Here is a 22,299-nt window from a genome sequence, read left to right as displayed (position 1 = left end):
ATTTTTCACTTTTTACTAATCATTAAAAACTATTTCATCGGCATCTCGAGCTGAAAATGCTGATAAACTAAATTTGTCACCATTCTTCCCCTTGGTGTACGTTGAAGAAAACCAATTTGCATTAAATAAGGTTCATAAACATCTTCAATCGTATCCGGCTCTTCTCCAATACTAGCGGCAATCGTTTCTAGTCCTACAGGTCCACCACGAAATTTCTCAATTATTCCTTTTAGTAATTTATGGTCAATATGATCCAATCCAAGACGATCGACCTGGAGGAGTTCGAGTGAGTAATCTGCCAAATCTAAAGTAATTATTCCATCACCTCTAACTTGGGCAAAATCTCGAACTCTGCGCAATAATCGATTGGCTATCCGTGGAGTTCCGCGAGAGCGTCTAGCAATTTCTATTGCTCCTATTTCCTCTATTTCAGTATTTAATATTTCAGACGTTCTTATAACAATATCAGTCAGTTGTTTTTCATTATAATACTCCAAACGACAAAGAACACCAAATCGATCCCTTAATGGTGCAGAAATAGCACCTGCCCGTGTAGTTGCACCTACTAAAGTAAAAGGGGGTAAATCCAATCGTACTGATCTTGCCCCTGGTCCTTTTCCAATCACTATGTCTAAACAAAAATCTTCCATAGCTGGATAAAGAATTTCCTCAATGGAACGAGGTAGGCGATGAATCTCATCAATAAATAATACATCACCAGGTTCTAATGCTGTTAATATAGCTGCTAAATCTCCAGGTCGTTCTATAGCCGGCCCGGAAGTTGTACGCATATTAACCCCCATTTCATTTGCAATAACAGCGGCTAATGTCGTTTTCCCTAGACCCGGAGGACCATATAATAAAACATGATCTAGCGATTCATGTCTTTGTTTAGCAGCTTCTATAAAAATTGCTAAATTGTTTTTCACTTTTTCCTGACCTATATAGGTAGATAAGCTCTGTGGACGTAAGCTTTGTTCAAATGTTTGTTCATGCTCAGTCGCTTCTCCCGATACCACTCGATCTTCCATATAACTCCCTCCTTTTGAAGATGCTAGTGAAAATTGTCATTAGCCCTATGACTTCATTAATTTTTTCAATGCTACTTTTATATACTGATCGGTAGTTAAGTTTTCTTGTTTTAAGTCTGATGAAATCTTCTTAATTTCTTTATCAGAGTATCCAAGGGCTTTTAATGCTAATATTGCCTCTTCAAACTGTGTGGAGGTATGGGAAGCTTGTTCTACTCGATCACTATTAAATAAATTTGGAAAATAATCAGGTACAACATCCTGTAATTTTCCTTTTAAATCAAGAATCATTTGTCGAGCAGTCTTTTTTCCAACCCCAGGAAATTTGACTAAAAATGCTTCATTCTCGTCCTCAATAGCGCCTATCACCTGCATAGGATCACCAAATGCTAGGATAGCAAGAGCTCCTTTAGGACCGATTCCAGAAACATTTAACAGTTTTTTAAACAGGGTTTTTTCCTCCATTGTTTGAAAGCCATATAGAGCAATAATATCCTCCCGTACATGCTGGTATATGTATATTTTAACAGGCTCCTTTTGAGTGGTTGAAAAAACAAATGGATTGGGAGTATATACCTGATATCCTATACCATTATTTTCAACAACTACATTTTCAGGAGTCACCATTCCTATTGTTCCAATAATATATTCATACAAACTACTTCTCTCCTCATCTTTGCTACATTTCATTGTAACATAATCATTTAATAGATGTGTAAATACGAACAGAAAAAAACCGGATCATTTTAGATCCGGTTTACTCCACTTGGGTTTGAATAGAATAAGGTTTTAGCGCTTTAAGAACCTTATCATAATCTTCTTTTGATTTGATTGGTATTCCTTTTTTCAACTCTTCTTGTTTTTTACCTTCTAGTTTTTTAATATCTATTTGAAAGAATGACTGAATGATATCTGCTTTTTTCGGCTTACCATTAAAAATAGAGATAATCCCATTATCGGAAATACCGAAATATCCATTCGCTTTTAGTAAAGGGGAAATATCATTCACTTTCTTCTGTAATACGATTTGTTCCTCATCCATTTGGATGATATTCCAATTTTGATATTTTCCTTTTATTTCTTCAATGGTATCTACATTTTCTTTTAATATCTCCTCACTTACTTCCCCATCTATATACACTCTTTCTAATATTATAGTTTTATTCTTAGGATTCGTTGCAACTTCAATCGATTTAGGTTGACTATCTGTCTTATTTTCTTTTACCTGTTCGCGATCATCTTGCAATAAATAAGAATAGAATACGCTCAATACTATGACACATACAAAGACGATTCGAACAAAAAAATTCATAGTTTGTCACCTCAATAAAAGGAAGTATGTTTATACGTGGTTAGTATGACCATACTCTAATCAAATTATCCAATAATAAAAAAAAGAATAGTGATTTTACCACTATTCTTGTCAGTATATTTATTCTCGATTTCGTTCTATATTTTGGGATTCGATTAAATGTTTCGCATCCAATTTAACCGTGTCTTTCGGGCCACCATTCCTTAATTCATTATCCAATTGACGAACACGATAATACGTGCCAAGGTCAGATGTAATAAGTAATGAGCGATTACCAAGTGTAGGCTGTACCGCTTGCTTTACTCTTACTTTCGTTTGCTTAGCATTATTATCATCCTTCAGAACAAGTGAAACTAATACTTTATCGCCATAAATAAATGCACGTGCATCTGAAACATTCGTCACAGCTGCTGCTTGATTCGCTACTTTTTCTGCCAGTGCACCTTCATAAGCTGTATAATAAGAGGATTTGGCAGCAGAATTTCTCTGATTTAAATGTCCATGATAATTAATGTCACGTAGATGCCTATCACGATTAACAACACGAAAGTTTGTATCATATTGAGTTAATGGTGATTGCACATGATGATCATAATCATCTGGGTGTCCGGAAGGAAGTAAATGATTATTATTTTTTATATTATCTTCGCGTCCAAACGTATAATCCATCAATTCTTGCATGGGTCCATCATGATCAATATATTGTGCGTTATTAGTGTGGTACCCAACAGGTTGAAAATTACTTTTGTTTTGAGTATTACCTGCATTATCCTGGTTTTGTCCACAACCGGCTAAACCACTTATTAAAAATAAAGCAATGGGTGCAACTATCAGTTTTTTATTCAAACAGTTCCCCCCCTAAATTTAACCTAGAGCAAAAATGCTCACTAATATTTTGTGAAGAAGGGGTTATTCTATACTATTTGTAATTGGTTTTATTCCCTTAACATTCCTCATATTGATTTGGCCAGTTCTTCTGTAAATATTCTCCTCATATTGAAATGGTTTAAGGTTATTTCTTTTAAATAAGTCAGTAATTGAGGTTTACTTCCTTCTTCTTTTTTAGTTAATCTTACATATCGATTCCATTCACGTAAAATATCTGTGGGAAATATTAATGCAATTAAAAATTCTTTCATTTCTAGATAGGGGCTTAATAGTTGATGTCGTCTTAGACGAGTTAAAGACCAAGAAATATTAGGAAGAACTCGATTTGCGAATTGCAAATAATCGATCATAGGGTTTGCAAGTTGGATGAGATCAAAATCAATGATATATAATTGCTGATATCGATTGAGTAGAAAATTATGGTGAGCGACATCACCATGAATAATACAATTTGGTCCTTCATTGTAAAAAGATTTGTTTCGCTCCATTTGAGATAATGCCCATTTTGCCCAATCTACATACTTGTTTAAATAATAAGTCGGGATAAAATTTATTAGGAGTGGGATGTTAGCTATAAACTCTTTTAAGCGTTGCTCCCATTTCATTTGTTGATCAAATACTGTTAAGTTTGGTTTAAATATGTCTCGAAACTGACTTGTTGTCTCATGAAATTGCTTGAGTAATTTTAATGCACTAGTTCTCTCACTAAAGGTTTGATACGTAAAGGTAGATCCTTTTTTTAAATACTCAACTAAAGCAAATACACGTTGATCAAATTTTATGATTTTTTCTTGATGAATAGGATGAAATTGATATGTAAAATAAAAGTCATGTTTAAAGAGTTGTTCAACAAAATGAATTTGATTGAACAATTTTTCTTCTGAAAAGAATTCCTTTAATATCCATTTACTACTATCTGTATAGCAAAGCCATATCCCATCTTTAATTTTTTTTATATATCTAAACTTTTCTCCTGTAATTGTAGACAAAGAAAGAAGGAGACGATTTTCGAGTCCGTCTCCAGTGCTATAATTACTCAAAATCATCACTGTCTTCTTGTCTTGGGAATGGGTAACCTCCTGGATAGCCCTGCGAATATGGGGTACCAGGATACATATGACCATAATTCATTTCATTTGGATACCAAGAATATTGGGCATATGGTTGCTGGCCATATGGTTGTTGACCATATTGACCGTAGTGTCCGTAGTGTCCATATTGACCGTAGTGCCCATGTTGGCCATAAGGATGACTATACATATGGCCATGATCCGTTCCATGATGATCATGATCATAGTGATGATCATGGTCGTGATCATGGTCATGGTCATGATCATAGTGATGATCATCATGGTGGTGCCCATAATGTTGATGACTATAATATTGAGGGTTATTCGGTCTCATTCCATACATTCCCATTTGTTGTTGCTCATAAGGATTATATGGCATTGTTTGCATTGGTGGCATATTTGGGTATTGCCCTTCATTTGCTGGTGGGTAGACTCCTTGGTTAAAATGTTGGTATTCCATAGGATTCATACCAGAATAACCTGATTGTGGATCTTGATAATAGCCACCTTGATGCATACCAGGATTAGCCATCATTGGAATCGATGAAGAAGATGATTCATCTTCATACATCCAATTACCTGCTTCAGGCACTGCAGTTGGATGTGCCCCCATAGATTGTGGCATGACTTGCTGATACGGTACACATTGTTCATGTGGCATTTGCCCCATTGGTGCTACAGGTCCTCCTTGCGCCATAGGAAATTGTCCCATTGGTATTCCGGGTCCTTGTGCCATAGGATATTGCCCCATCGGTGCTTGAAAGCCATATGGCTGATGGTATGGATAAGGTGTTGGGCCACAGCCACAATCAGCTACTGGCATAAAAGGTACAGTCGGATACATTTCAACACACTCCTCTTGAACTGGCATGGGCATTTCAATCGGACTCTCGACTTTTTCCTCATGTACCGGTGGTGGAACAAATGGTTGTGGAGCTTGCACTTGGGCCTGCATTTGTGACATATTCATTGTGTAATAATTATTAATATCTATTTCCGGAATAACTGGTTGAGGCATAATCGGCGTATAAATGGTTTCCTTTTTTTCTATTGGAACCTCTTTTATTATTTCCTTTTGGACTGGAAGTGTTGGTGTAGGCTTCTCCTTATAGGGATGTACTGCCTTAGGTTGTTCCTTGTATGGTTGTTCAGCCTTAGGCATTTCCTTTACTGGGCTTACCATTTCTTTCTTAATTGTTCCACCGGTCGTTGGTACTTTAATTTTCATACCAGGCATAATCATTTCCGGGTTTGATAATTGGGCATTCATTTTCTTTAATTCCTCGAAATTAACGCCATATTTTTTAGCAATATTCCACAGAGTATCGCCTTTTTGAACAATATGGATCTTCACTCATTTCCCCTCCTCAGGCATAAGTCCATATAGTCTATGTTAAAATGGGCAAAGTGCTAATAATCTTCAAAAAAAATTTATGTTTAAACAAAATAAAATATGCCTTATTACATATTGGATGTGGCTTATAAATTTAGAAAGTAAAATGGTTTAAAGGGTATACAAATTATGGTAGAATCCTTATATAATAAGGATTCTAGAAGGGAGTCTATTTTTTTGACTGCGGAAAAAAAATTATTTGGTGAAGATCGACGACAATTTTTATTAAATATTTTAATGACAAGCAATAGTCCGATAACAGGTGCAGACTTAGCCAATAAAGCCAATGTAAGTCGCCAGGTCATTGTAAATGATATGACCTTGCTAAAGGCAAAGAATGAACCGATAGTAGCTACAAGTCAAGGTTATATATATTTACGTCATGCACATGATAATCAGCTATTTGAAAAAACAATTGCCTGCTTCCATACCCCAGAGCAAGCAGAAGAAGAACTTAATCTTATTGTCGACCATGGGGTTACAGTAAAAGATGTCAAAATTGAGCATCCTGTGTACGGTGATTTAACAGCTTCTATCATGGTTTCAAATCGAAAAGATGTGAAACAGTTCATTTCAAAAGTAAAAGATACCCAAGCGGTTTACTTATCAAATTTAACACATGGTGTGCATATTCATACGATTGTAGCCAAGGAAGAAGCTCAACTGCATAAAGTAGAAGAAGAATTAAAACATGCAGGTTATTTAATTAATGTTCAAGAATAAAGAGGTGGTCTCACAGAAGGGAATTTAATACCCCTTATGAGACTACCTCTTTCTCATGATTCACTGCATTATATGAGGAATAACTACCTAATACTTTCACCTTGCAACCAAGTACCTCGATTTCCTCTAAAGCATTTTTTACTAATTGATTTTGCATTTCATGATTAATGTCTATCATAAAAAAATAGTGGCCTAAACCGGTTTTTAATGGTCTTGATTCAATTTTACTTAAATTAATTTGTCTCCAGGCAAATGCTGATAAAACTTGATGTAAAGCACCCGCTCTGTCTGATGGTAGAGTTACCATAATTGTTGTTTTTTGATACAAAGGCTTAAGCTCTTTATTAACCTTCACATCTTCATGAGCTAATACGATAAACCGTGTATGATTGAAATGGTAATCATGAATATTTTCTTTAACAATTTGCAAATGATATTTTTCTGCAGCCATTTCATTTGCAATTGCAGCTAACTTCAATTCTGGATGTTCACTTATGTACTTAGCAGCTGCAGCAGTCGAAGTGAATTGCTCTAGAGTGACCCCCCGAAACTGTTGATGCAGAAATTGATGACACTGGGCAAGGGCATGTGGATGTGATAAAATTTTCTCTACTTCAGTCCAATTATTGGTTTGCAAAGGATGGACCATTAAATGTTGCTGTATTGGGACTATGACTTCAGCTCTAATTGGTGGATTTATTTCATGATATAAATAATCAATGGTGAGGTGAACAGTCCCTTCTAACGCATTTTCAAATGGAACAATAGCAACATCTACTTCCCTACATTTAACGGCATTTAAGCAATCAGGGATTGTTGTATATGCAATTCGTTCTGCATCGGGAAAAGTATTCTGGACAGCAATATCTGTAAAGGTGGCCTTTGGCCCTAAATAACCTACACGCATCTATTTCTCCCTCCTTATATTCATTTCTTATGCTCCCGAACCTAGTATCTCTACCTTATCAACAAAATCCAAGCGTCTTAATTTAGACAACAATTCATCAAGACTTATCATAATATCTGATACCTCTAAGGTAATGGTAACATTCGCACGTCCTTGAATAGGAATAGTTTGGTGAATCGTTAATATATTACATAAGGATGTGGCGATAATTCCTAATAACTCATGTAGGGTACCAGAACGATCTTCCAAATGAAAAAATAAAGTAATCATTCTTTCCTTAACAATGGAATGAAATGGAAATACAGTATCACGATATTTATAAAAAGCACTTCGACTTAGATCAACACTCTGTGCAGCATCAGCAACAGATTCGGCTTTTCCCCTTTCAAGAAGCTCTTTTACTTCAAGAGTTTTTCTCATTGCCTCTGGTAATACGTCTTCACGTACTAGTATAAATTTATAGTCTACCTCTTTTTTCCCCAACGATCTTTCCTCCAGTAGTACTAAAATTTAGTCAAGGGTTGTCTATAAGCGAACGGTTTGCTCCCTTATCAGACAACCCATACAATTATTCAATAAATTCAAATTCATATTCCATTATTTTTACAATATCACCATTTGTTGCTCCGCGCTGTCTTAAAGCATCGTCGATACCCATTGAACGCAATTGACGAGCAAATCGTCTAACTGATTCATCTCTAGTAAAGTTTGTCATTTTAAATAGTTTTTCCAGCTTTTCACCTGTTACAACAAAACTACCATCAGGTTCCCTTGTAATTTCAAACTCTTGTTCTTGTTTTTCATGCTTGTAAACCACACGTTTAATTTCTTCGTCCTCTACTACTTCATGGATAGGGAATTCAGGTGTTGTTTCTAAAAGGTCTGCAATCTTAAATAATAGATCTCTTAACCCATTTTGAGTAATAGCTGATATAGGGAAGATTGGATAATCCTCTTTCATTTGTTCTTTAAACTTTGCTAGATTCTCTTCCGCATCAGGCATATCCATTTTGTTAGCAACAATTATCATCGGTCTTTCCATTAAACGCAGATTATACTCTTTTAATTCCTGATTAATCGTTAGATAATCTTGGTATGGATCTCTTCCTTCTAATCCAGACATATCGATCACATGGACAATCACTCGTGTCCTTTCAATGTGACGTAAAAATTGATGCCCCAATCCAACACCTTGATGTGCACCTTCAATTAATCCAGGCAAATCAGCCATTACAAAACTACGGCCATCCCCCGTCTCTACTACTCCTAAATTGGGAACAATTGTTGTAAAATGATATTCCGCTATTTTAGGTTTTGCCGCAGAAACGATGGACAATAGTGTAGACTTACCTACACTTGGAAAACCTACTAGCCCTACGTCAGCAAGAACCTTTAACTCGAGTACAATATATCGTTCCTGGCCAGGTTCCCCATTCTCGGATATCTCAGGTGCCGGATTAGCTGGGGTAGCAAATCTGATATTTCCCCTTCCTCCACGACCTCCTCTAGCAACAATTGCACGTTGCCCATGCTCCGTTAAATCAGCAATGATCTCATTTGTATCATCATCTTTCACGACTGTACCAGGCGGAACTTTTACAATCATATCTTCGGCTCCTCGGCCATGTTGGCCCTTTGACATGCCGTGTTCTCCTCGGTTTGCTTTGAAATGTCGTTGATATCTAAAATCCATTAAGGTTCTAAGTCCTTCTTCAACAACAAAAACGACGTTTGCTCCTTTCCCACCGTCTCCACCTGCGGGTCCACCTTTAGGCACATATTTTTCACGGCGAAAGGCAACCATACCATTTCCACCGTCTCCACCTTTTACGTAAATTTTCACTTGATCGACAAACATAGAAGTACCACCCTTATTGTTAATATTAATTATGTAAGAAATATATTTAAAACTTACAATATAAATTCAGCAGAAAAATGCAAAATATCCATCTCTTTAATCTTTACATCTTCAACAATTTCTTTTTGAGCAGCAAACCATTGACTAAGTATTGACAGCTTTTGTTCCTTTATTGTTCCATTAAAATCAAAAACAAAACGTGTTTTACCTTGAAAACGTTCAAAAGTAATGGATAGGTAATTTTCCTGATAAGGTTCGACAGCACTGTCAAGAATATGAAAAAATGATTGAATCCAAGTAGATAACCATTGATCATCGACCGTTAGGCCCCCACTTTCATTAAGTATTTCATATTCCATATGATATGGATGGGGTTTCCAGTTAAATGTTAGAAGAATTTCTGCAAAATGAGGAAGTTTTAAATTTGAAAGCCTAGATTCTTGTTGTGCCTCTAATATCATTTCTTCCAAAATTCGTTCTACACTATCTATTTTATTCAATGCTATATTCCCTTTTATTAATTGAAGCCTATTCATCCAATCATGACGTGCATGGCGTAGCACATCAACTACCGTCCAATTTTCCATTAATAGATTCTCCTATTACATTCATATCATTCTTTTGATTAGTATATCAAAAGACGGATTTTAATGCATATAATAAAAAAGCATGGGAAGCTTGTTTATCAGCGTACAGTTGAGTGAAATTTGAGATGCCCAATTCACCTTTGTAGTCTCTTCACCAATTCAGGGAACACAAAGAGGATAGGGTGTTGCCTTTTTTTGTAGGAAGAAGACCTGTTGAAATAAACTAGCTGGAAGGACCTTAAACAGGTTAATGTTGGACCAAATTATATGGAATTTATACTTGATAAAAAAAACTCTAACCGATCCAATCGATTAGAGTTTTTTAATCGTCATATTAAGCTTCTTGTGCAACAGGATATACGCTCACTTTTTTCTTGTCACGGCCCATACGCTCGAAACGTACGATACCATCAACTTTTGCGTATAGAGTATCGTCGCCACCACGGCCAACGTTTTCACCTGGATAAATTTTTGTACCGCGTTGACGGTAAAGAATGGATCCACCAGTTACTAATTGACCATCCGCACGCTTCGCGCCAAGACGCTTCGCGATAGAGTCACGACCGTTCTTTGTAGAACCTACTCCCTTTTTAGATGCGAAAAATTGAAGATCTAATCTTAACATTTGTTCCACCTCCTACCCGAAGGTTATTTTGATATATTTACCATAATCGCGTTCAATCGTTTGTAATGAAACGACCATCCCTTGTAACAGTAATTGTACCTTTTCCTCTTCATCAGCAGATAAATGATCAGGGATTGTACATTCAAGAAAGCCACCATTTGATTGTGTAATCATGGGTTCAATCTTAGTCAATTCCATAATGGCATTAATCGCACCGAATGAAACAGCTGAAGCACCTGCACAAACGATATCTTGGCCTTTTTCAGCAAAATCGGCATGTCCCTTCATCTTAAAAGATGAAATATTCCCACCAGATGTTTGCTTAATTTGAACATGTATCATGTTCAGTCACCCTTATGCATTGATTTTTTCAATCACAACTTTTGTAAATGGTTGACGGTGACCTTGTTTTTTGTGATAGTTTTTCTTTGGCTTATACTTGAAAACAACCAATTTTTTAGAACGACCTTGCTTTTGAACTTTAGCAGTTACAGAAGCACCTTCAACTAGAGGGCTACCAACTTTTACATTTTCGCCACCTACGAAAAGAACTTTGTCAAAAGTAACAGTTTCACCTTCAGCAACATTCAATTTTTCGATAGTAATTGCTTGGCCTTCTTCAACTTTGATTTGTTTTCCACCAGTTTCAATAATCGCGTACATACTTGCACCTCCTTAATAAACTCAGACTCGCCAAAACCAGGCGTTTTGCAATAAGCAAAAACTTATTACCTGTTTCGAGCGGTTGTAGCACGGGTGCTACAAACATAACATGAAAATCTTATCAAAATACCCGGCCTATGTCAATGCTTAATTACTCATCTTTTTTGCCAATTCTTCTTTCGTTCCAAACTGACGAATATAATATATTGGACGACAAGATGGAATAATGGATAAATAGATTTGAATACCTAATAACTGTTCTAATCTTTTAAGATGAACATCATTTTCTCCACAAAAAATGATTTTTACATCTTCCGTTAATTCGATAAACACTGCCTCATGTTCTTTAAAAGGTTTCTCCCATAGTTCACGCTCCAAACGAAAAGCAATTGTTTCCCTACTTTCAACTTTTCCTCTGCCAGCACAAACTGGGCAAGGATTTAAAAGAGTCTCCGATAATGATTTTTTTGTTTTCTTTCTTGTTAATTGAAGAATTCCTAATGGAGAAAATCCTATTACCCTAGTATGTTTTGAATCCTGCTTAAATTCATTTTTTACAATTTCCAATACTAAGTGACGATCCTTTTCACTTTTCATATCTATAAAATCAACTAGGATCATACCACCATAATCTCTTATCAGGACTTGGCGAACCATCTCTTTTGCAGCTAAAATATTGGTCTTTAAAACGGTATCTTCGAAACCTTTCGTACCGGAAAATTTACCAGTATTTACATCGATACTAATGAGTGCTTCCGTTTCATCGATTACGATATATGAACCATTTTCTAGCCAAATGAGTCTCTTTAATGATCTGTCTATTTCAGATTCAATCTTATAATATGAGAAAATATTTTCATCACTAATATGGAGCTTATATTCCCATTTTTCAGGGAAATACTGCTTTATTTCCTTCAATCTGTTTTGATTATTAGAAATCACTCTGCCTTCCTTCAAACGAGTTAATTCTTGAAATAACTCTTTTTCAAATAATGAAGTTTTATAAATAAGTGCAGGAGACTTTACTTTCGCTACCTCGTTCAATAAATGTTGATACCGTTTACGTAGAGATTCTAATTCATTCCTCCACTCCTCTTCCGTTGAATCGAAAGCTTCCGTACGTATAATAAATCCTTCATGATCTTGTTTATGATTATTAGCTATTGTCCTCCACTTTTCGCGATCCTGAATATTCCCTTTTTTTGATACAGCAATATACTCCCCCTCAGGTAAATATATTAATTTATCACCATTGATTTCAATCAATGCTGTTAATAAGGGGCCTTTTATATTTGTTTCATCTTTTTTTACTTGAACAAGAATACTTTCACCTTTACTGATAAATTTTGAAATCGGGTGAAATTTCTTATTTGGATCATCATTGTGTAAGTAAAATGGCAATTGGTCACGATGTAGGTATCCATGTTTTTCACTGCCGATATCTATAAAACAGGCATTCATTCCATTTTTTACATCTACTACTTTGCCAAAATAAATATTCCCCACTTTCGTTTCATCATGGGGTTGTTCAATAAATAGTCTTGAAACTTGATCCGTTTCCTTCGTTGCAAATCTTTTTTCTGATATTTTCTCATCGATAAAGATTTCATTCATAAAATTCACCTATCCATAATCAGTGCTAAAAGAGCTAATCCATAAGTGTTTCAACACTTTTAGACAGCTCCTCAAAATTACTACTCGTCAATAACTATACAAGAGATCCTTTACTTTTGCATCTGTTTGTTTTTCTGCAAAATAGGCATGCAACAGCTCATTTTCATCTAGATGACCAATTTCTTCACCATTTTTTACAATTAAAAGTGGATGCTTTTTTCCACGTTGGAACTTTCCGAGCACATCAAATAAAAAGTCCTCACCACTTACCTTTAATGGACGTAAACGTTCAAAACTTATTCTTTTTCCATAATAACGCTCTAATAAAAATCTCATAAATACAAAGTTCATCTGCTTCCATTCTGCCCATAATGATAAATATAAATAAATCACGACAATCCATATATTTAAATTAAATGGATGATAAAGAATAGCAATTAAATGGAAAGCAATTAAAAAGATCACTGAACTCGACAAAGTGATCCGAATAGATTGAAGAAAGGGCTTATTCATAGAAAAAATGATGTGTAAAAGCTTACCACCATCAAGTGGCCATATAGGCAATAAATTAAAAATAAGAATCATTATATTATATTCCATAAAGATAGTAAAAAGATGGGTTGATACAAATCCCATTTTTTCTAGTAGTAACATCATCAAGCCCATCCATAAATGCTGAAAGGGACCTGCAATGATGACAAAAAGCTCTTCCTTGAGAGGGCGATTCCCATGTTCATCCATTTCAGCTACTCCCCCAAATGGAAGAATTGAAATCCTCTTTATTCTCCATGAAAAAATATAGGCCATAACACTATGTCCCATTTCATGAATAAATATAATCGTAAAAAGTACTAGTAATTCTTGAAAGTTGGCAGTTATGACTGCAATACCGACAACAATCCAAAATAAAGGATGAATATGGATTTTACGGAGCAGCCCCATGAAATTATTCAAATTTTATCACCTGAATAGGATCAATAAATTTTTTTCCCTGCTTAATTGCAAAATAAAATTCTCCAGACCGTCCATTCTCCTTATTTGATACTGTACCAACTTTCTTTCCTGTCTTTACCTCCTCATATTGACTAACATCAATGGTTTCTAAATTTCCATACCATGATTCTGTCATATCTGAATGCTGGATAATAACGGTATTACCTAGATCATTTTTTTTCCCAGCAAAAACAACCCGACCTCCACTCATCGCCTCTACTGCTTCATCGTATTTTGTTTCAATCAAAACTCCACGTCCGTCAGTAGAGAAATTTGTAAGCACTCTCGCCGAAGCATCCATCACATATTGATCCTGAGCGAGATCTAAGCTCTCGTTTTTTTTCTCCTTGATTGGTAGGATAGCTAGTGGCTTACCAAACTGTTTTTCATACCATGCAGATACAGCAGCAAATTGAAATTCTGTTTTCATTGTGTTTTCGACAAAACCTTTAACAGAATCAAGCTTTGGAGAAGACGTTTTAAAAATGATAGCAATTACCAAAACTAGAATGGCAGACATTAAAATTTTGAAAAGAAAGATTTCCTTATTCCAAAGTGGGTGTATTTTACTTGGTGGATCTGCTTCAAAAATTGAGTATTCCTCATTTTCTTCCCAATCAATAGAAGGAGAATTCACGGTACCTACTTTTCTTCTTTTTGGATATGTTTTCGTTTTCCTCCTTTTCTCTATTTGTTTCCGAATTTCGTCCGATCGATTTCCCATCCTATCACCATTCTCCCTTAAACAGTTTGTACAATTATATGAATGAAAGAAGACGGATATGACAAGCTTTAGTGAATTACACCAAAACAATATTTTTCAAAATCATATTAAAAAAGCCCTCCATTAGGAGGGTTTGATTAGGCTTTCACACCAAATAATTTTTTTATTTTTGCAAATACACCTGTTTTAGGGTCTTCCAATTGCTGCAACGGAACTGATTCACCTAGTATTCTTCTCGCAATATTTCGATAAGCAATTGAAGCTTTACTATTTGGATTCATTACAATCGGTTCCCCTTGATTAGAGGATTTAATTACTTCTTCATCATCTAGTACAATTCCTATTAAATCTATAGAAAGATGCGTAGTAATTTCATCAATATCAAGCATATCACCATTGGTCATTAAATGATTTCGTATTCTGTTAATGACTAATCTTGGCGCTTCAATATGTTTCTCTTTTTCTAGCAAACCAATTATCCGATCTGCATCACGTACAGCAGACTTCTCTGGTGTTGTTACAACGATTGCTTTATCTGCTCCAGCTACGGCATTTTTGAATCCATGTTCAATACCAGCAGGACAATCGATAACAATATAATCGTACTCTTGCTTCAATTCACTGATTAGATTTTTCATTTGTTCTGGATTTACCGCTGTTTTATCACTTGTTTGTGCAGCAGGGAGAAGAAATAACTTATCTTCGAATCTTTTATCCTTTACTAATGCTTGATGGGGTTTACAACGGCCCTCCACAACATCTACTAAATCATAAATGATTCTGTTTTCAAGTCCCAACACAACATCCAAGTTCCGAAGTCCAATATCTGTATCAACAAGACAAACCTTCTTTCCTTGGAGAGCTAGTGCCGTACCTAAATTAGCAGATGTAGTGGTCTTACCAACACCACCCTTACCGGAAGTGATAACTATTGCCTCACCCATGATTAGTATCCCCCTTTAAATCTAGTAATATTTGGTCTAAGATGTTTTAATACCTGAATACGATCAATGACAATATGATTAGTGTCGTCTATGTATGCACATTCCATTCCATGCTGTTCTTCTTTACCATACTGATCAGGGGCCCGATTAATGCAATCAGAGATTCTTATTTGTGATGGCATCATTAATGATGCTGCAACAACAGCATCTTTATTACCATTAAATCCTGCATGTGCAACACCCTTAAGAGCCCCCATAATAAAGATATTACCACCAGCAATTGCGGTTCCGCCAGGATTCACATCTCCTACCAGTAATAAATCACCTGGTACCTCTAATACTTGTCCAGAGCGAACAATGGTTGTTACCGAATAGATTTCATTCTCTTTTTGCATTTTTTCGGCAGATTCCTTCGTTATTACATTACTCTGAACTTCTTCAACAACTAAATTTCGTTTATTACGCACTAATTCTTTTAACTCTTCCTCTTGATCCGGAGATATATATCTATTTCCTACTTGTATTCTAACAGTGATTAAAGGACTTTCTTCATTCTCTATATGATGAACAACAAGCTTTTCTTCTAACTCTTCTTTCAATTCAAGGTAGGAGCATTGGTCGTTCAAATGTAGAATTAGTCCTTCTTTTGTACCCTTAATCATCACATTCTGTCTTTTTCTCATCGCAAATTGCTCACCTCAGTGGCTATAATATTCGACAATACTAAGTGATTTTCCTCTATTCTAATTTGTGATTCATAAAATTATTCAGCTATCACTTGCTTCTTTCTTCGTTCCATTAATTTTTTTAATGGGTAAGAAAAAATAACAAAGAATATCAAATTAACCACTAATGTTGGCAAAAGTCTAATATTCAAAAAAGTCATCATTGACATTGATACATGTTCAATTAAAATATTTAGCTCGTATACTAGAAATTCAACGATAGCAACATTTAATATAGTCACAAGCCCAGCAATAAATATATTCGTTTGGAGTATCTTCATCATCTTGGAAGCAATATAGATAGATAATGGAAACAAGAATAGATAAACTCCCAGAATTCCTGTATGAAATACATCAAATATTAATCCGAAAATAAACGCAAATACAATGGCACGATTTCTGACATAGTAAATACCCATTAACAATAGTACTACTAAGAGAAAATGTGGCACAATAATCATTCTGCTTCCAAAGGGATCTCTTGGAACAAATTGAACAAACAAACTCTCACTAATAAAACAAATGCTTAAAATAAGAGGAAGAATAATGCGTTTCATCATTCTCCCTCCCCATGCTGCTTCACTTTGCGATCAATTATTTGCACATGTTCGATACTGTAAAAGTTTGCATATGGTTTTACATAAGCGGTTTGGGTTAGTCCATTTTCATCCGGCACTAATTTTTCAACCGTACCAATAAGAATATCCTTTGGAAAAATCCCTCCTAAACCAGAGGTTTCTACGACATCACCTTTTTTTACTTTCACATCATAGGGAATCGTTTTAAGTAATAACACTTTGTTTTCCTCATCATATCCTTCAATTAGGCCATATTCAGGTTTTTCACTTTTAATAACAGCCGATATGCGATTTTTAGGATTTGTTGAACTCAAAAGCTCTACTTTTGAATAGAACTCTGAAGTATCAACTACTTTTCCTAAAAGTCCCTCTGATGTTATTACTGCCATATTTTTTGCAACACCATTGACAGAGCCTTTATTTATATTGATATATTCATACCATTGTTCTGGTGATCTCGAAATAATTGTCGCTTGTATTGATGAATATTCCCTTAAATCTTCTTTATCTAAGATTTTTTTCAATTCATCATTTTGCTGTTTTAAATCTGCCACTTCAGCAGATAATTTCGGCAGTTCTTCTAAACGAGCCTTCAATTTTTTATTTTCGGTATATGTATTTTGGATATCTTTAATACTTCCGAAAAAATCAGCTACTCCATTTGCAGGTATAGCTATGACTGATTGTCCAAAACCTACTATATCTCTAACAAATTGTTCTGGTTTCGATACATTTTTATGATCACGTAAAGAATAACCAATTAATGCTACTAGTAAAATAATACTAATTAGCAAAATTATCAAACGTTTATTTAAAAAGAATTGTGGCATACTATCCACCCCATTAAGAAAAAATCCATTTATGTATAGTAAAAACAAGAAGGATAGGGGCATGATGCCCCTTCCCCTTATTTACTATCTTTTACTCTATTTTTAAACAAATCAATATGTTCAAGCGCGTTACCTGTTCCAATTGCTACACAATCCAATGGATTTTCGGCAATTAAGACTGGCATACTTGTTTCCTTACTAATTACTTTATCTAAGTTACGTAGCAAGGCTCCTCCGCCGGTTAAGACGATTCCACGGTCCATAATATCCGCAGCAAGCTCAGGAGGTGTTTGTTCCAATGTGCCTTTCACAGCATCAATAATAGCATGAACAGTATCATGTAAAGCCATAGAAATCTCTTCAGCGGTGATTTCAATGGTTTTTGGTAATCCTGTTAATAAGTCACGTCCGCGAATCTCCATCGGTTCAATACCTTCAGGTTCTCCAGCTGAGCCTATTTCCATTTTAATCGCTTCAGCGGTACGGTCACCAATTAAAAGATTATAAGTTTTTCGAATATAGCTAATAATGGATTCATCAATTTCATCACCAGCTACACGGATAGATTGACTCGTTACAATTCCACCTAATGAGATAATAGCTACTTCAGTTGTACCGCCACCAATATCAACGACCATACTCCCAGTAGGTTCCCATACCGGCAGGTTGGCACCGATCGCTGCTGCAAAAGGCTCTTCAATTGGAAATGCATCACGTGCGCCAGCTTGTCTTGTTGCATCAATAACAGCTCTTTCTTCAACAGACGTAATACCAGATGGTACACATACCATCACATATGGTTTTCTAGAAAATCCTCCGCCTTTATTTTTCGTTGCTTGCTTTATATAATATTTCATCATGGTTGCTGTTGTTTCATAATCAGCAATAACTCCATCCTTCATTGGTCTAGTTGCCACAATATTACCTGGAGTACGGCCAATCATATTTTTTGCATCATTACCAACGGCAACGATTTGTTTCGTATCTGTATGTATGGCCACAACAGAAGGCTCCCGTACAACGATTCCTTTTCCTTTTATAAAAACGAGTGTATTCGCTGTTCCTAGATCAATCCCAAGATCTCTACTACCAAACATTGATGTATCTCCCTTTCTACTCTGAAATGTTTCCTAAGGCTTATCCATGCCTTATAACATTTAAATACAAATTTCTTTTCTTTTTTAAGCTATATGAACAAAAATTGTTCAATTATAGCCACTTATTCTGAATATGAATGATTGGAGCAAACTAAACCATTATTTCTTCTAATCCTAAAATACGAACTACTCCATATCAAAAACAATGTTTCTCTATCTTATATTGTGTAGTTCATGTGAAAATATTGTCTTTTTTTAGCGAAGAAACAAGTTTCTGCAAAAATCATAAACATTATTATATCGTAACAAGAGCAAAATTAATAGTACTATAAATATCCTTTTTCTTTCAGACTTACGAATTTTTTGTCCCCTATAATTAAATGGTCTAAAATTTCAATCCCTATTATTTTACCACACTCTACTAATCTTTTGGTTACTTCAATATCTTCACGTGAAGGACCTGGATCTCCCGATGGATGATTATGGATACAGATAATGGATGCAGCGGATCTTCGGAAGGCTTCCTTAAATACCTCCCTTGGGTGGACGATTGAGGCATTCAAGCTTCCGATAAAAATGGTTTGTTGATGGATCACTTGATTTTTTGTACTTAAATATATACAAACGAAATGTTCCTGTGATAGAAACCGCATATCATTCATAACGTAATTTGCAGCATCTTCTGGACTTCGAATAATGTAACGGTCATTATAGGTAAGATTCCCTATTCTGCGACCGATTTCAATAGTAGCTAAAATTTGAACGGCTTTCGCAAACCCAATCCCTTTAATTTTCATTATTTCTTCTAATGAGGCTTCCTTTAACAATCTTAATCCATCAAAGGCTTGCAACACGCGATTGGCCATTTGAATTACTGACTCATCCTTTGTCCCTGTTCTAAGTAGAATGGCCAGTAATTCTTGATTAGAAAGGCTCCTTGCTCCATGTTTAACAAGCCTTTCACGTGGACGTTCACCAGCAGGGTAATCGCGAATCATTATTTTTTCCACTTTCAGTGTAACCTCCTAGGCGAGATGCGCATTTTAAGAGGCCGTACATCAACATGAGGATAATAGGTTCCATTCCTCAAGTACTTTTTTTAATCGTGAGATCGGTAAACCAACAACATTGTAAAAATCACCATGTATGGATTTGACGAATAAAGATCCTAAACCTTGAATACCGTACGCACCAGCTTTGTCGAATGGTTCACCACTGTTTAAATAATTTTCAATTTCCTTTGATGACAGCTCCCAAAATGTCACATCTGTTTTTTCGTAAAACGTTTGAATGCTTTCCGCATGAATAATCGCAACACCAGTTAGAACCGAATGTGTTTTACCTGAAAGCCCTTCAAGAATGCTTCTTGCATGATCTTTATCCTTTGGTTTCCCAAGAATTTGCTGAGCATGTACAACAATCGTGTCTGCTCCGATAACAATGGAATTTGGATACTCTCTTGATACAGCTTTAGCCTTTCTTGTCGCTAACTCTAAAACAACTTGCTCTGGGGAGTAATTTTTTTCAAATTCTTCATTCACATGACTGGTTACGACCGTAAATGGGGTTTGTAACTTTGCTAGAAGTTCTTTTCTGCGAGGAGATGATGAAGCTAATATTAAATTAGACATGTGTTCACCTAAACTTTCTTAGTAGAAGTTGAGAGATACAATATTATCCTATCAAATAACATAACCATTCACAATGAAAATAATCGAAATTTGGCATAAAAAAGAAATTTTTCTTCTACAAAACTAATCCCTATTGAATTAGAATTTCCGACCTTCAATAGGGAAAGTATATAAAATAATCTATTTTAATTGATTTATTTTTTCAACAAAGGTTAATAAGGACATTTGCGCATCCATTAATTCTTCCTTATTTTGTAGATCTTTGAAGCTAATCAGTGACTTTAGACTAGTTACTTCCAGTTTCCTCAATAAATCAATATCCTTACTTTTGACGTCCTTTATGCTATTTATTTTGTTTATTTTTTCTTGAAGTGATGCAATTTTTTCACTGTTCGTTTGCCCAGTAATAAAGGATTTTGAAATTTCTTCTGCTAATGTCGGGAAAAGCGAAATCGCTTCAGTAATAAGCTTTGCTTCATCTTTTGTAGTTATAGATATTTTTTTCCCTTCAATACTTAGCTCCTTTGCATAAACTTCAACCCCTTTATCTTTTAATATAGAGGCTAATTCTTTAGCAGTATCTAAATTACCTGAAACACTTATATAAATATAATTCTGATTATTCATAGGAAGCACAATCGCTGGTAGCCCCTTACTTTTAATCGTATTTACTATAGGTTCAGGGTCTTTAAAAACACCACCTTGGACAAAAGAAGATGTTAGGGTTGGAATTTGAACCGTCGAAGATATTCCATTATTAGATGGCGCTTGATTGGTATCAGTCTGTTTAGAAACATTTGCTTGTCCTGATGAATTCGTTTGATAAATAACTATTTTCAACATAAATATCCCAATAATGACACCAATAGTTACTGCAGTGATTACTGAAATCAAAAGTGCTGATAGGTGTTGATTCCCTGATTTTCTTTTGAATTTATTTTTAAAACTAGATTTGGAATGAATGTTTGGATAATGGATTTTTTTAAACTCATTGACTTCGTTTTCATCTATTTCAGGAAGCACCCAATCAAACGAATCCTCTTCTGAAGCGTTTTCCGCACCAGCAGCTGTTTCCTTCTTCGCTACTTTCCAATCATGGATTTCCATTTCCTCTTTAAATGGACGTTCTTCTCCATTTATTTTAATTTTGATCCTAGGATTTTGATTCTGCTTGTCCATTTTTGTCTCCCTTCCGTGCGCATATTTGTTATATGCTACCACATGGATAAAAAAAAAGAACAAGACTTTTGTCGTCTTGCCTGTGAAGGATTTCGTCAAATTTTTTAATAGGAGATGATTACACAATACATTCAAAGTAGTACACCAAAATACCAAGAAATAATAACATTTCCGTAAAAAAGAGAAATAATCGATGCTAAGCTAATAAAGGGGCCAAATGGAATCGGTTTTCTTTTTTTATATTTTCCAACAATAATGATAAAAATCCCGTAGATGGCACCGAGGATCGTGGCTAAAATAAATGTCAACAAAGATAGCTTTGTACCCAGTATTAATCCGATAACAAAAAAAAGTTTAACATCTCCCCCGCCCATTGCACCCTTGCTAATAATAGCAATGAACAATAATAAAGAAAAACCAATTATTGCACCTACAATGAAATCCCACCATGGGTTTGTGGGATAAAATATTCTTAAGAAGATAAATACACTGCAGAAAAATAACAATATTCTATCAGGTATAAGCATATAAATAATATCTGTTACCGTAATAATGATCATTAATGATATAAATAGTAGAACAAATAGTAAATCAATATCCCATCCAATTTTCATATAAGAATAAGCAAATAAGGCTCCAGTCAATATTTCCGTTATAGGATACAATACTGACAATTTGGATTTACACTGCTTACACTTTCCATTTAATAAGAGGAATGATAGTAAAGGAATTAATTCGAACCAGCGTAATTGGTGTTTACAACTCGGACAATGTGATCTCGGAAAAAATATTGATTGATTAACTGGGACTCTTAATCCAATCACATTAAAAAATGATCCAAATACAAGACCTAATATGAAAAAATATACGATCATCAAACTATCCATATGAGTAAAATACTCCTTAAGTTATAATAGTTTATCTAAG

General features: G+C 35.1%; 26 protein-coding genes and 1 other annotated feature. Of the genes, 1 reads left to right on the top strand and 25 read right to left on the bottom strand.

Features of this window, described 5'->3' with window-relative positions; genetic code table 11:
• Positions 1-29: 29 nt before the first annotated feature.
• The 6 genes from ruvB to safA all read right to left on the bottom strand — a co-directional run bounded on the left by ruvB (position 30) and on the right by safA (position 5,655).
• Entirely contained in the window at positions 30-1,031 is a 1,002-nt protein-coding gene (gene ruvB / locus I5818_RS08770; protein ID WP_071977006.1) for a Holliday junction branch migration DNA helicase RuvB, read from the bottom strand.
• Positions 1,032-1,076: 45 nt separating this feature from the next.
• Positions 1,077-1,688, bottom strand: coding sequence for a Holliday junction branch migration protein RuvA (gene ruvA / locus I5818_RS08765; protein ID WP_071977005.1), 612 nt, complete (start codon positions 1,686-1,688; stop codon positions 1,077-1,079).
• Between the two features lie 100 nt (positions 1,689-1,788).
• Positions 1,789-2,343, bottom strand: coding sequence for a BofC C-terminal domain-containing protein (locus I5818_RS08760; RefSeq protein ID WP_071977004.1), 555 nt, complete (start codon positions 2,341-2,343; stop codon positions 1,789-1,791).
• 120 nt (positions 2,344-2,463) lie between these two features.
• A complete protein-coding gene (locus I5818_RS08755) occupies positions 2,464-3,189 on the bottom strand; it encodes a YhcN/YlaJ family sporulation lipoprotein (RefSeq protein ID WP_078110046.1) in 726 nt (241 codons plus the stop codon).
• Positions 3,190-3,296: 107 nt separating this feature from the next.
• Positions 3,297-4,271 carry a phosphotransferase gene (locus tag I5818_RS08750; protein ID WP_209391892.1) on the bottom strand — a complete coding sequence of 325 codons (975 nt, stop codon included), beginning with the start codon at positions 4,269-4,271 and terminating at the stop codon, positions 3,297-3,299.
• Entirely contained in the window at positions 4,264-5,655 is a 1,392-nt protein-coding gene (gene safA, locus I5818_RS08745) for a SafA/ExsA family spore coat assembly protein (RefSeq protein ID WP_209391891.1), read from the bottom strand. Before safA ends, I5818_RS08750 begins: the two co-directional genes overlap by 8 nt.
• Before the next feature lie 216 nt (positions 5,656-5,871).
• Here safA and I5818_RS08740 point away from each other — a divergent pair, with 216 nt between their 5' ends.
• A complete protein-coding gene (locus I5818_RS08740; RefSeq protein ID WP_139254931.1) occupies positions 5,872-6,417 on the top strand; it encodes a transcription repressor NadR in 546 nt (181 codons plus the stop codon).
• A 34-nt stretch (positions 6,418-6,451) separates the two neighbouring features.
• Here the strand turns inward: I5818_RS08740 and pheA are convergent, their stop codons facing one another.
• From pheA to I5818_RS08645, 19 genes are all read right to left on the bottom strand, one after another.
• The gene (pheA, locus tag I5818_RS08735) at positions 6,452-7,324 is read right to left on the bottom strand and encodes a prephenate dehydratase (RefSeq protein ID WP_058002048.1); all 873 of its coding nucleotides are present in this window, start codon (positions 7,322-7,324) and stop codon (positions 6,452-6,454) included.
• 27 nt (positions 7,325-7,351) lie between these two features.
• A complete protein-coding gene (locus I5818_RS08730) occupies positions 7,352-7,807 on the bottom strand; it encodes an ACT domain-containing protein (protein WP_058002047.1) in 456 nt (151 codons plus the stop codon).
• An 85-nt stretch (positions 7,808-7,892) separates the two neighbouring features.
• A complete protein-coding gene (gene obgE, locus I5818_RS08725; protein WP_058002046.1) occupies positions 7,893-9,182 on the bottom strand; it encodes a GTPase ObgE in 1,290 nt (429 codons plus the stop codon).
• 53 nt (positions 9,183-9,235) lie between these two features.
• On the bottom strand, positions 9,236-9,769 hold the full coding sequence (locus I5818_RS08720; protein WP_078109884.1) for a Spo0B C-terminal domain-containing protein: 534 nt from the start codon (positions 9,767-9,769) through the stop codon (positions 9,236-9,238).
• Between the two features lie 334 nt (positions 9,770-10,103).
• The gene (gene rpmA / locus I5818_RS08715) at positions 10,104-10,394 is read right to left on the bottom strand and encodes a 50S ribosomal protein L27 (RefSeq protein ID WP_058002044.1); all 291 of its coding nucleotides are present in this window, start codon (positions 10,392-10,394) and stop codon (positions 10,104-10,106) included.
• A gap of 12 nt (positions 10,395-10,406) precedes the next feature.
• Complete coding sequence (locus I5818_RS08710) at positions 10,407-10,736, bottom strand: ribosomal-processing cysteine protease Prp (protein ID WP_058002043.1); 330 nt, start codon at positions 10,734-10,736, stop codon at positions 10,407-10,409.
• 12 nt (positions 10,737-10,748) lie between these two features.
• Positions 10,749-11,057 carry a 50S ribosomal protein L21 gene (gene rplU / locus I5818_RS08705; RefSeq protein ID WP_058002042.1) on the bottom strand — a complete coding sequence of 103 codons (309 nt, stop codon included), beginning with the start codon at positions 11,055-11,057 and terminating at the stop codon, positions 10,749-10,751.
• A gap of 13 nt (positions 11,058-11,070) precedes the next feature.
• Positions 11,071-11,151: a sequence feature (ribosomal protein L21 leader region), on the bottom strand.
• 53 nt (positions 11,152-11,204) lie between these two features.
• Positions 11,205-12,671, bottom strand: coding sequence for an Rne/Rng family ribonuclease (locus I5818_RS08700; protein ID WP_078109885.1), 1,467 nt, complete (start codon positions 12,669-12,671; stop codon positions 11,205-11,207).
• A gap of 87 nt (positions 12,672-12,758) precedes the next feature.
• Positions 12,759-13,625: a M50 family metallopeptidase gene (locus tag I5818_RS08695; RefSeq protein ID WP_071976997.1), complete on the bottom strand. Its 867-nt coding sequence runs from the start codon at positions 13,623-13,625 to the stop codon at positions 12,759-12,761.
• Positions 13,618-14,388, bottom strand: a complete 771-nt coding sequence (locus I5818_RS08690; protein ID WP_071976996.1) for a M23 family metallopeptidase — start codon at positions 14,386-14,388, stop codon at positions 13,618-13,620. The genes I5818_RS08695 and I5818_RS08690 overlap by 8 nt, the downstream gene beginning before the upstream one ends.
• Positions 14,389-14,525: 137 nt before the next feature.
• Positions 14,526-15,332, bottom strand: a complete 807-nt coding sequence (minD, locus tag I5818_RS08685; RefSeq protein WP_058002038.1) for a septum site-determining protein MinD — start codon at positions 15,330-15,332, stop codon at positions 14,526-14,528.
• A 2-nt stretch (positions 15,333-15,334) separates the two neighbouring features.
• The gene (gene minC / locus I5818_RS08680; RefSeq protein WP_058002037.1) at positions 15,335-16,015 is read right to left on the bottom strand and encodes a septum site-determining protein MinC; all 681 of its coding nucleotides are present in this window, start codon (positions 16,013-16,015) and stop codon (positions 15,335-15,337) included.
• Positions 16,016-16,095: 80 nt separating this feature from the next.
• Positions 16,096-16,617 (bottom strand): rod shape-determining protein MreD, encoded by a 522-nt coding sequence (gene mreD, locus I5818_RS08675; protein WP_244975369.1) that lies wholly within the window; start codon positions 16,615-16,617, stop codon positions 16,096-16,098.
• Positions 16,614-17,465, bottom strand: a complete 852-nt coding sequence (gene mreC, locus I5818_RS08670; RefSeq protein WP_078109892.1) for a rod shape-determining protein MreC — start codon at positions 17,463-17,465, stop codon at positions 16,614-16,616. The genes mreD and mreC overlap by 4 nt, the downstream gene beginning before the upstream one ends.
• A gap of 77 nt (positions 17,466-17,542) precedes the next feature.
• Positions 17,543-18,562 carry a rod shape-determining protein gene (locus I5818_RS08665; protein WP_058002035.1) on the bottom strand — a complete coding sequence of 340 codons (1,020 nt, stop codon included), beginning with the start codon at positions 18,560-18,562 and terminating at the stop codon, positions 17,543-17,545.
• A gap of 326 nt (positions 18,563-18,888) precedes the next feature.
• Complete coding sequence (gene radC / locus I5818_RS08660) at positions 18,889-19,560, bottom strand: RadC family protein (RefSeq protein WP_139254933.1); 672 nt, start codon at positions 19,558-19,560, stop codon at positions 18,889-18,891.
• Between the two features lie 60 nt (positions 19,561-19,620).
• Positions 19,621-20,193: a Maf family protein gene (locus I5818_RS08655; RefSeq protein ID WP_058002033.1), complete on the bottom strand. Its 573-nt coding sequence runs from the start codon at positions 20,191-20,193 to the stop codon at positions 19,621-19,623.
• Between the two features lie 180 nt (positions 20,194-20,373).
• Positions 20,374-21,372: a hypothetical protein gene (locus I5818_RS08650; RefSeq protein WP_071976995.1), complete on the bottom strand. Its 999-nt coding sequence runs from the start codon at positions 21,370-21,372 to the stop codon at positions 20,374-20,376.
• Positions 21,373-21,503: 131 nt separating this feature from the next.
• Positions 21,504-22,259, bottom strand: coding sequence for a prepilin peptidase (locus tag I5818_RS08645; protein WP_058002031.1), 756 nt, complete (start codon positions 22,257-22,259; stop codon positions 21,504-21,506).
• Positions 22,260-22,299 lie beyond the last annotated feature (40 nt).

This window comes from Heyndrickxia oleronia (assembly GCF_017809215.1).
In the GTDB taxonomy this organism is placed as follows: domain Bacteria; phylum Bacillota; class Bacilli; order Bacillales; family Bacillaceae_C; genus Heyndrickxia; species Heyndrickxia oleronia.
Note: the sequence above shows the minus strand (reverse complement) of the source record. Positions and strands in the feature narration are given on the sequence as shown.

Coding starts and splice junctions, on each gene's coding strand:
- ruvB (WP_071977006.1), bottom strand. CDS start 1,031: ATGGAAGATCGAGTGGTATCGGGAGAAGCGACTGAGCATGAACAAACA.
- I5818_RS08760 (WP_071977004.1), bottom strand. CDS start 2,343: ATGAATTTTTTTGTTCGAATCGTCTTTGTATGTGTCATAGTATTGAGC.
- pheA (WP_058002048.1), bottom strand. CDS start 7,324: ATGCGTGTAGGTTATTTAGGGCCAAAGGCCACCTTTACAGATATTGCT.
- obgE (WP_058002046.1), bottom strand. CDS start 9,182: ATGTTTGTCGATCAAGTGAAAATTTACGTAAAAGGTGGAGACGGTGGA.
- I5818_RS08720 (WP_078109884.1), bottom strand. CDS start 9,769: ATGGAAAATTGGACGGTAGTTGATGTGCTACGCCATGCACGTCATGAT.
- rpmA (WP_058002044.1), bottom strand. CDS start 10,394: ATGTTAAGATTAGATCTTCAATTTTTCGCATCTAAAAAGGGAGTAGGT.
- I5818_RS08710 (WP_058002043.1), bottom strand. CDS start 10,736: ATGATACATGTTCAAATTAAGCAAACATCTGGTGGGAATATTTCATCT.
- rplU (WP_058002042.1), bottom strand. CDS start 11,057: ATGTACGCGATTATTGAAACTGGTGGAAAACAAATCAAAGTTGAAGAA.
- I5818_RS08700 (WP_078109885.1), bottom strand. CDS start 12,671: ATGAATGAAATCTTTATCGATGAGAAAATATCAGAAAAAAGATTTGCA.
- I5818_RS08690 (WP_071976996.1), bottom strand. CDS start 14,388: ATGGGAAATCGATCGGACGAAATTCGGAAACAAATAGAGAAAAGGAGG.
- minD (WP_058002038.1), bottom strand. CDS start 15,332: ATGGGTGAGGCAATAGTTATCACTTCCGGTAAGGGTGGTGTTGGTAAG.
- minC (WP_058002037.1), bottom strand. CDS start 16,015: ATGAGAAAAAGACAGAATGTGATGATTAAGGGTACAAAAGAAGGACTA.
- mreD (WP_244975369.1), bottom strand. CDS start 16,617: ATGATGAAACGCATTATTCTTCCTCTTATTTTAAGCATTTGTTTTATT.
- mreC (WP_078109892.1), bottom strand. CDS start 17,465: ATGCCACAATTCTTTTTAAATAAACGTTTGATAATTTTGCTAATTAGT.
- I5818_RS08665 (WP_058002035.1), bottom strand. CDS start 18,562: ATGTTTGGTAGTAGAGATCTTGGGATTGATCTAGGAACAGCGAATACA.
- radC (WP_139254933.1), bottom strand. CDS start 19,560: ATGATTCGCGATTACCCTGCTGGTGAACGTCCACGTGAAAGGCTTGTT.
- I5818_RS08655 (WP_058002033.1), bottom strand. CDS start 20,193: ATGTCTAATTTAATATTAGCTTCATCATCTCCTCGCAGAAAAGAACTT.
- I5818_RS08650 (WP_071976995.1), bottom strand. CDS start 21,372: ATGGACAAGCAGAATCAAAATCCTAGGATCAAAATTAAAATAAATGGA.
- I5818_RS08645 (WP_058002031.1), bottom strand. CDS start 22,259: ATGGATAGTTTGATGATCGTATATTTTTTCATATTAGGTCTTGTATTT.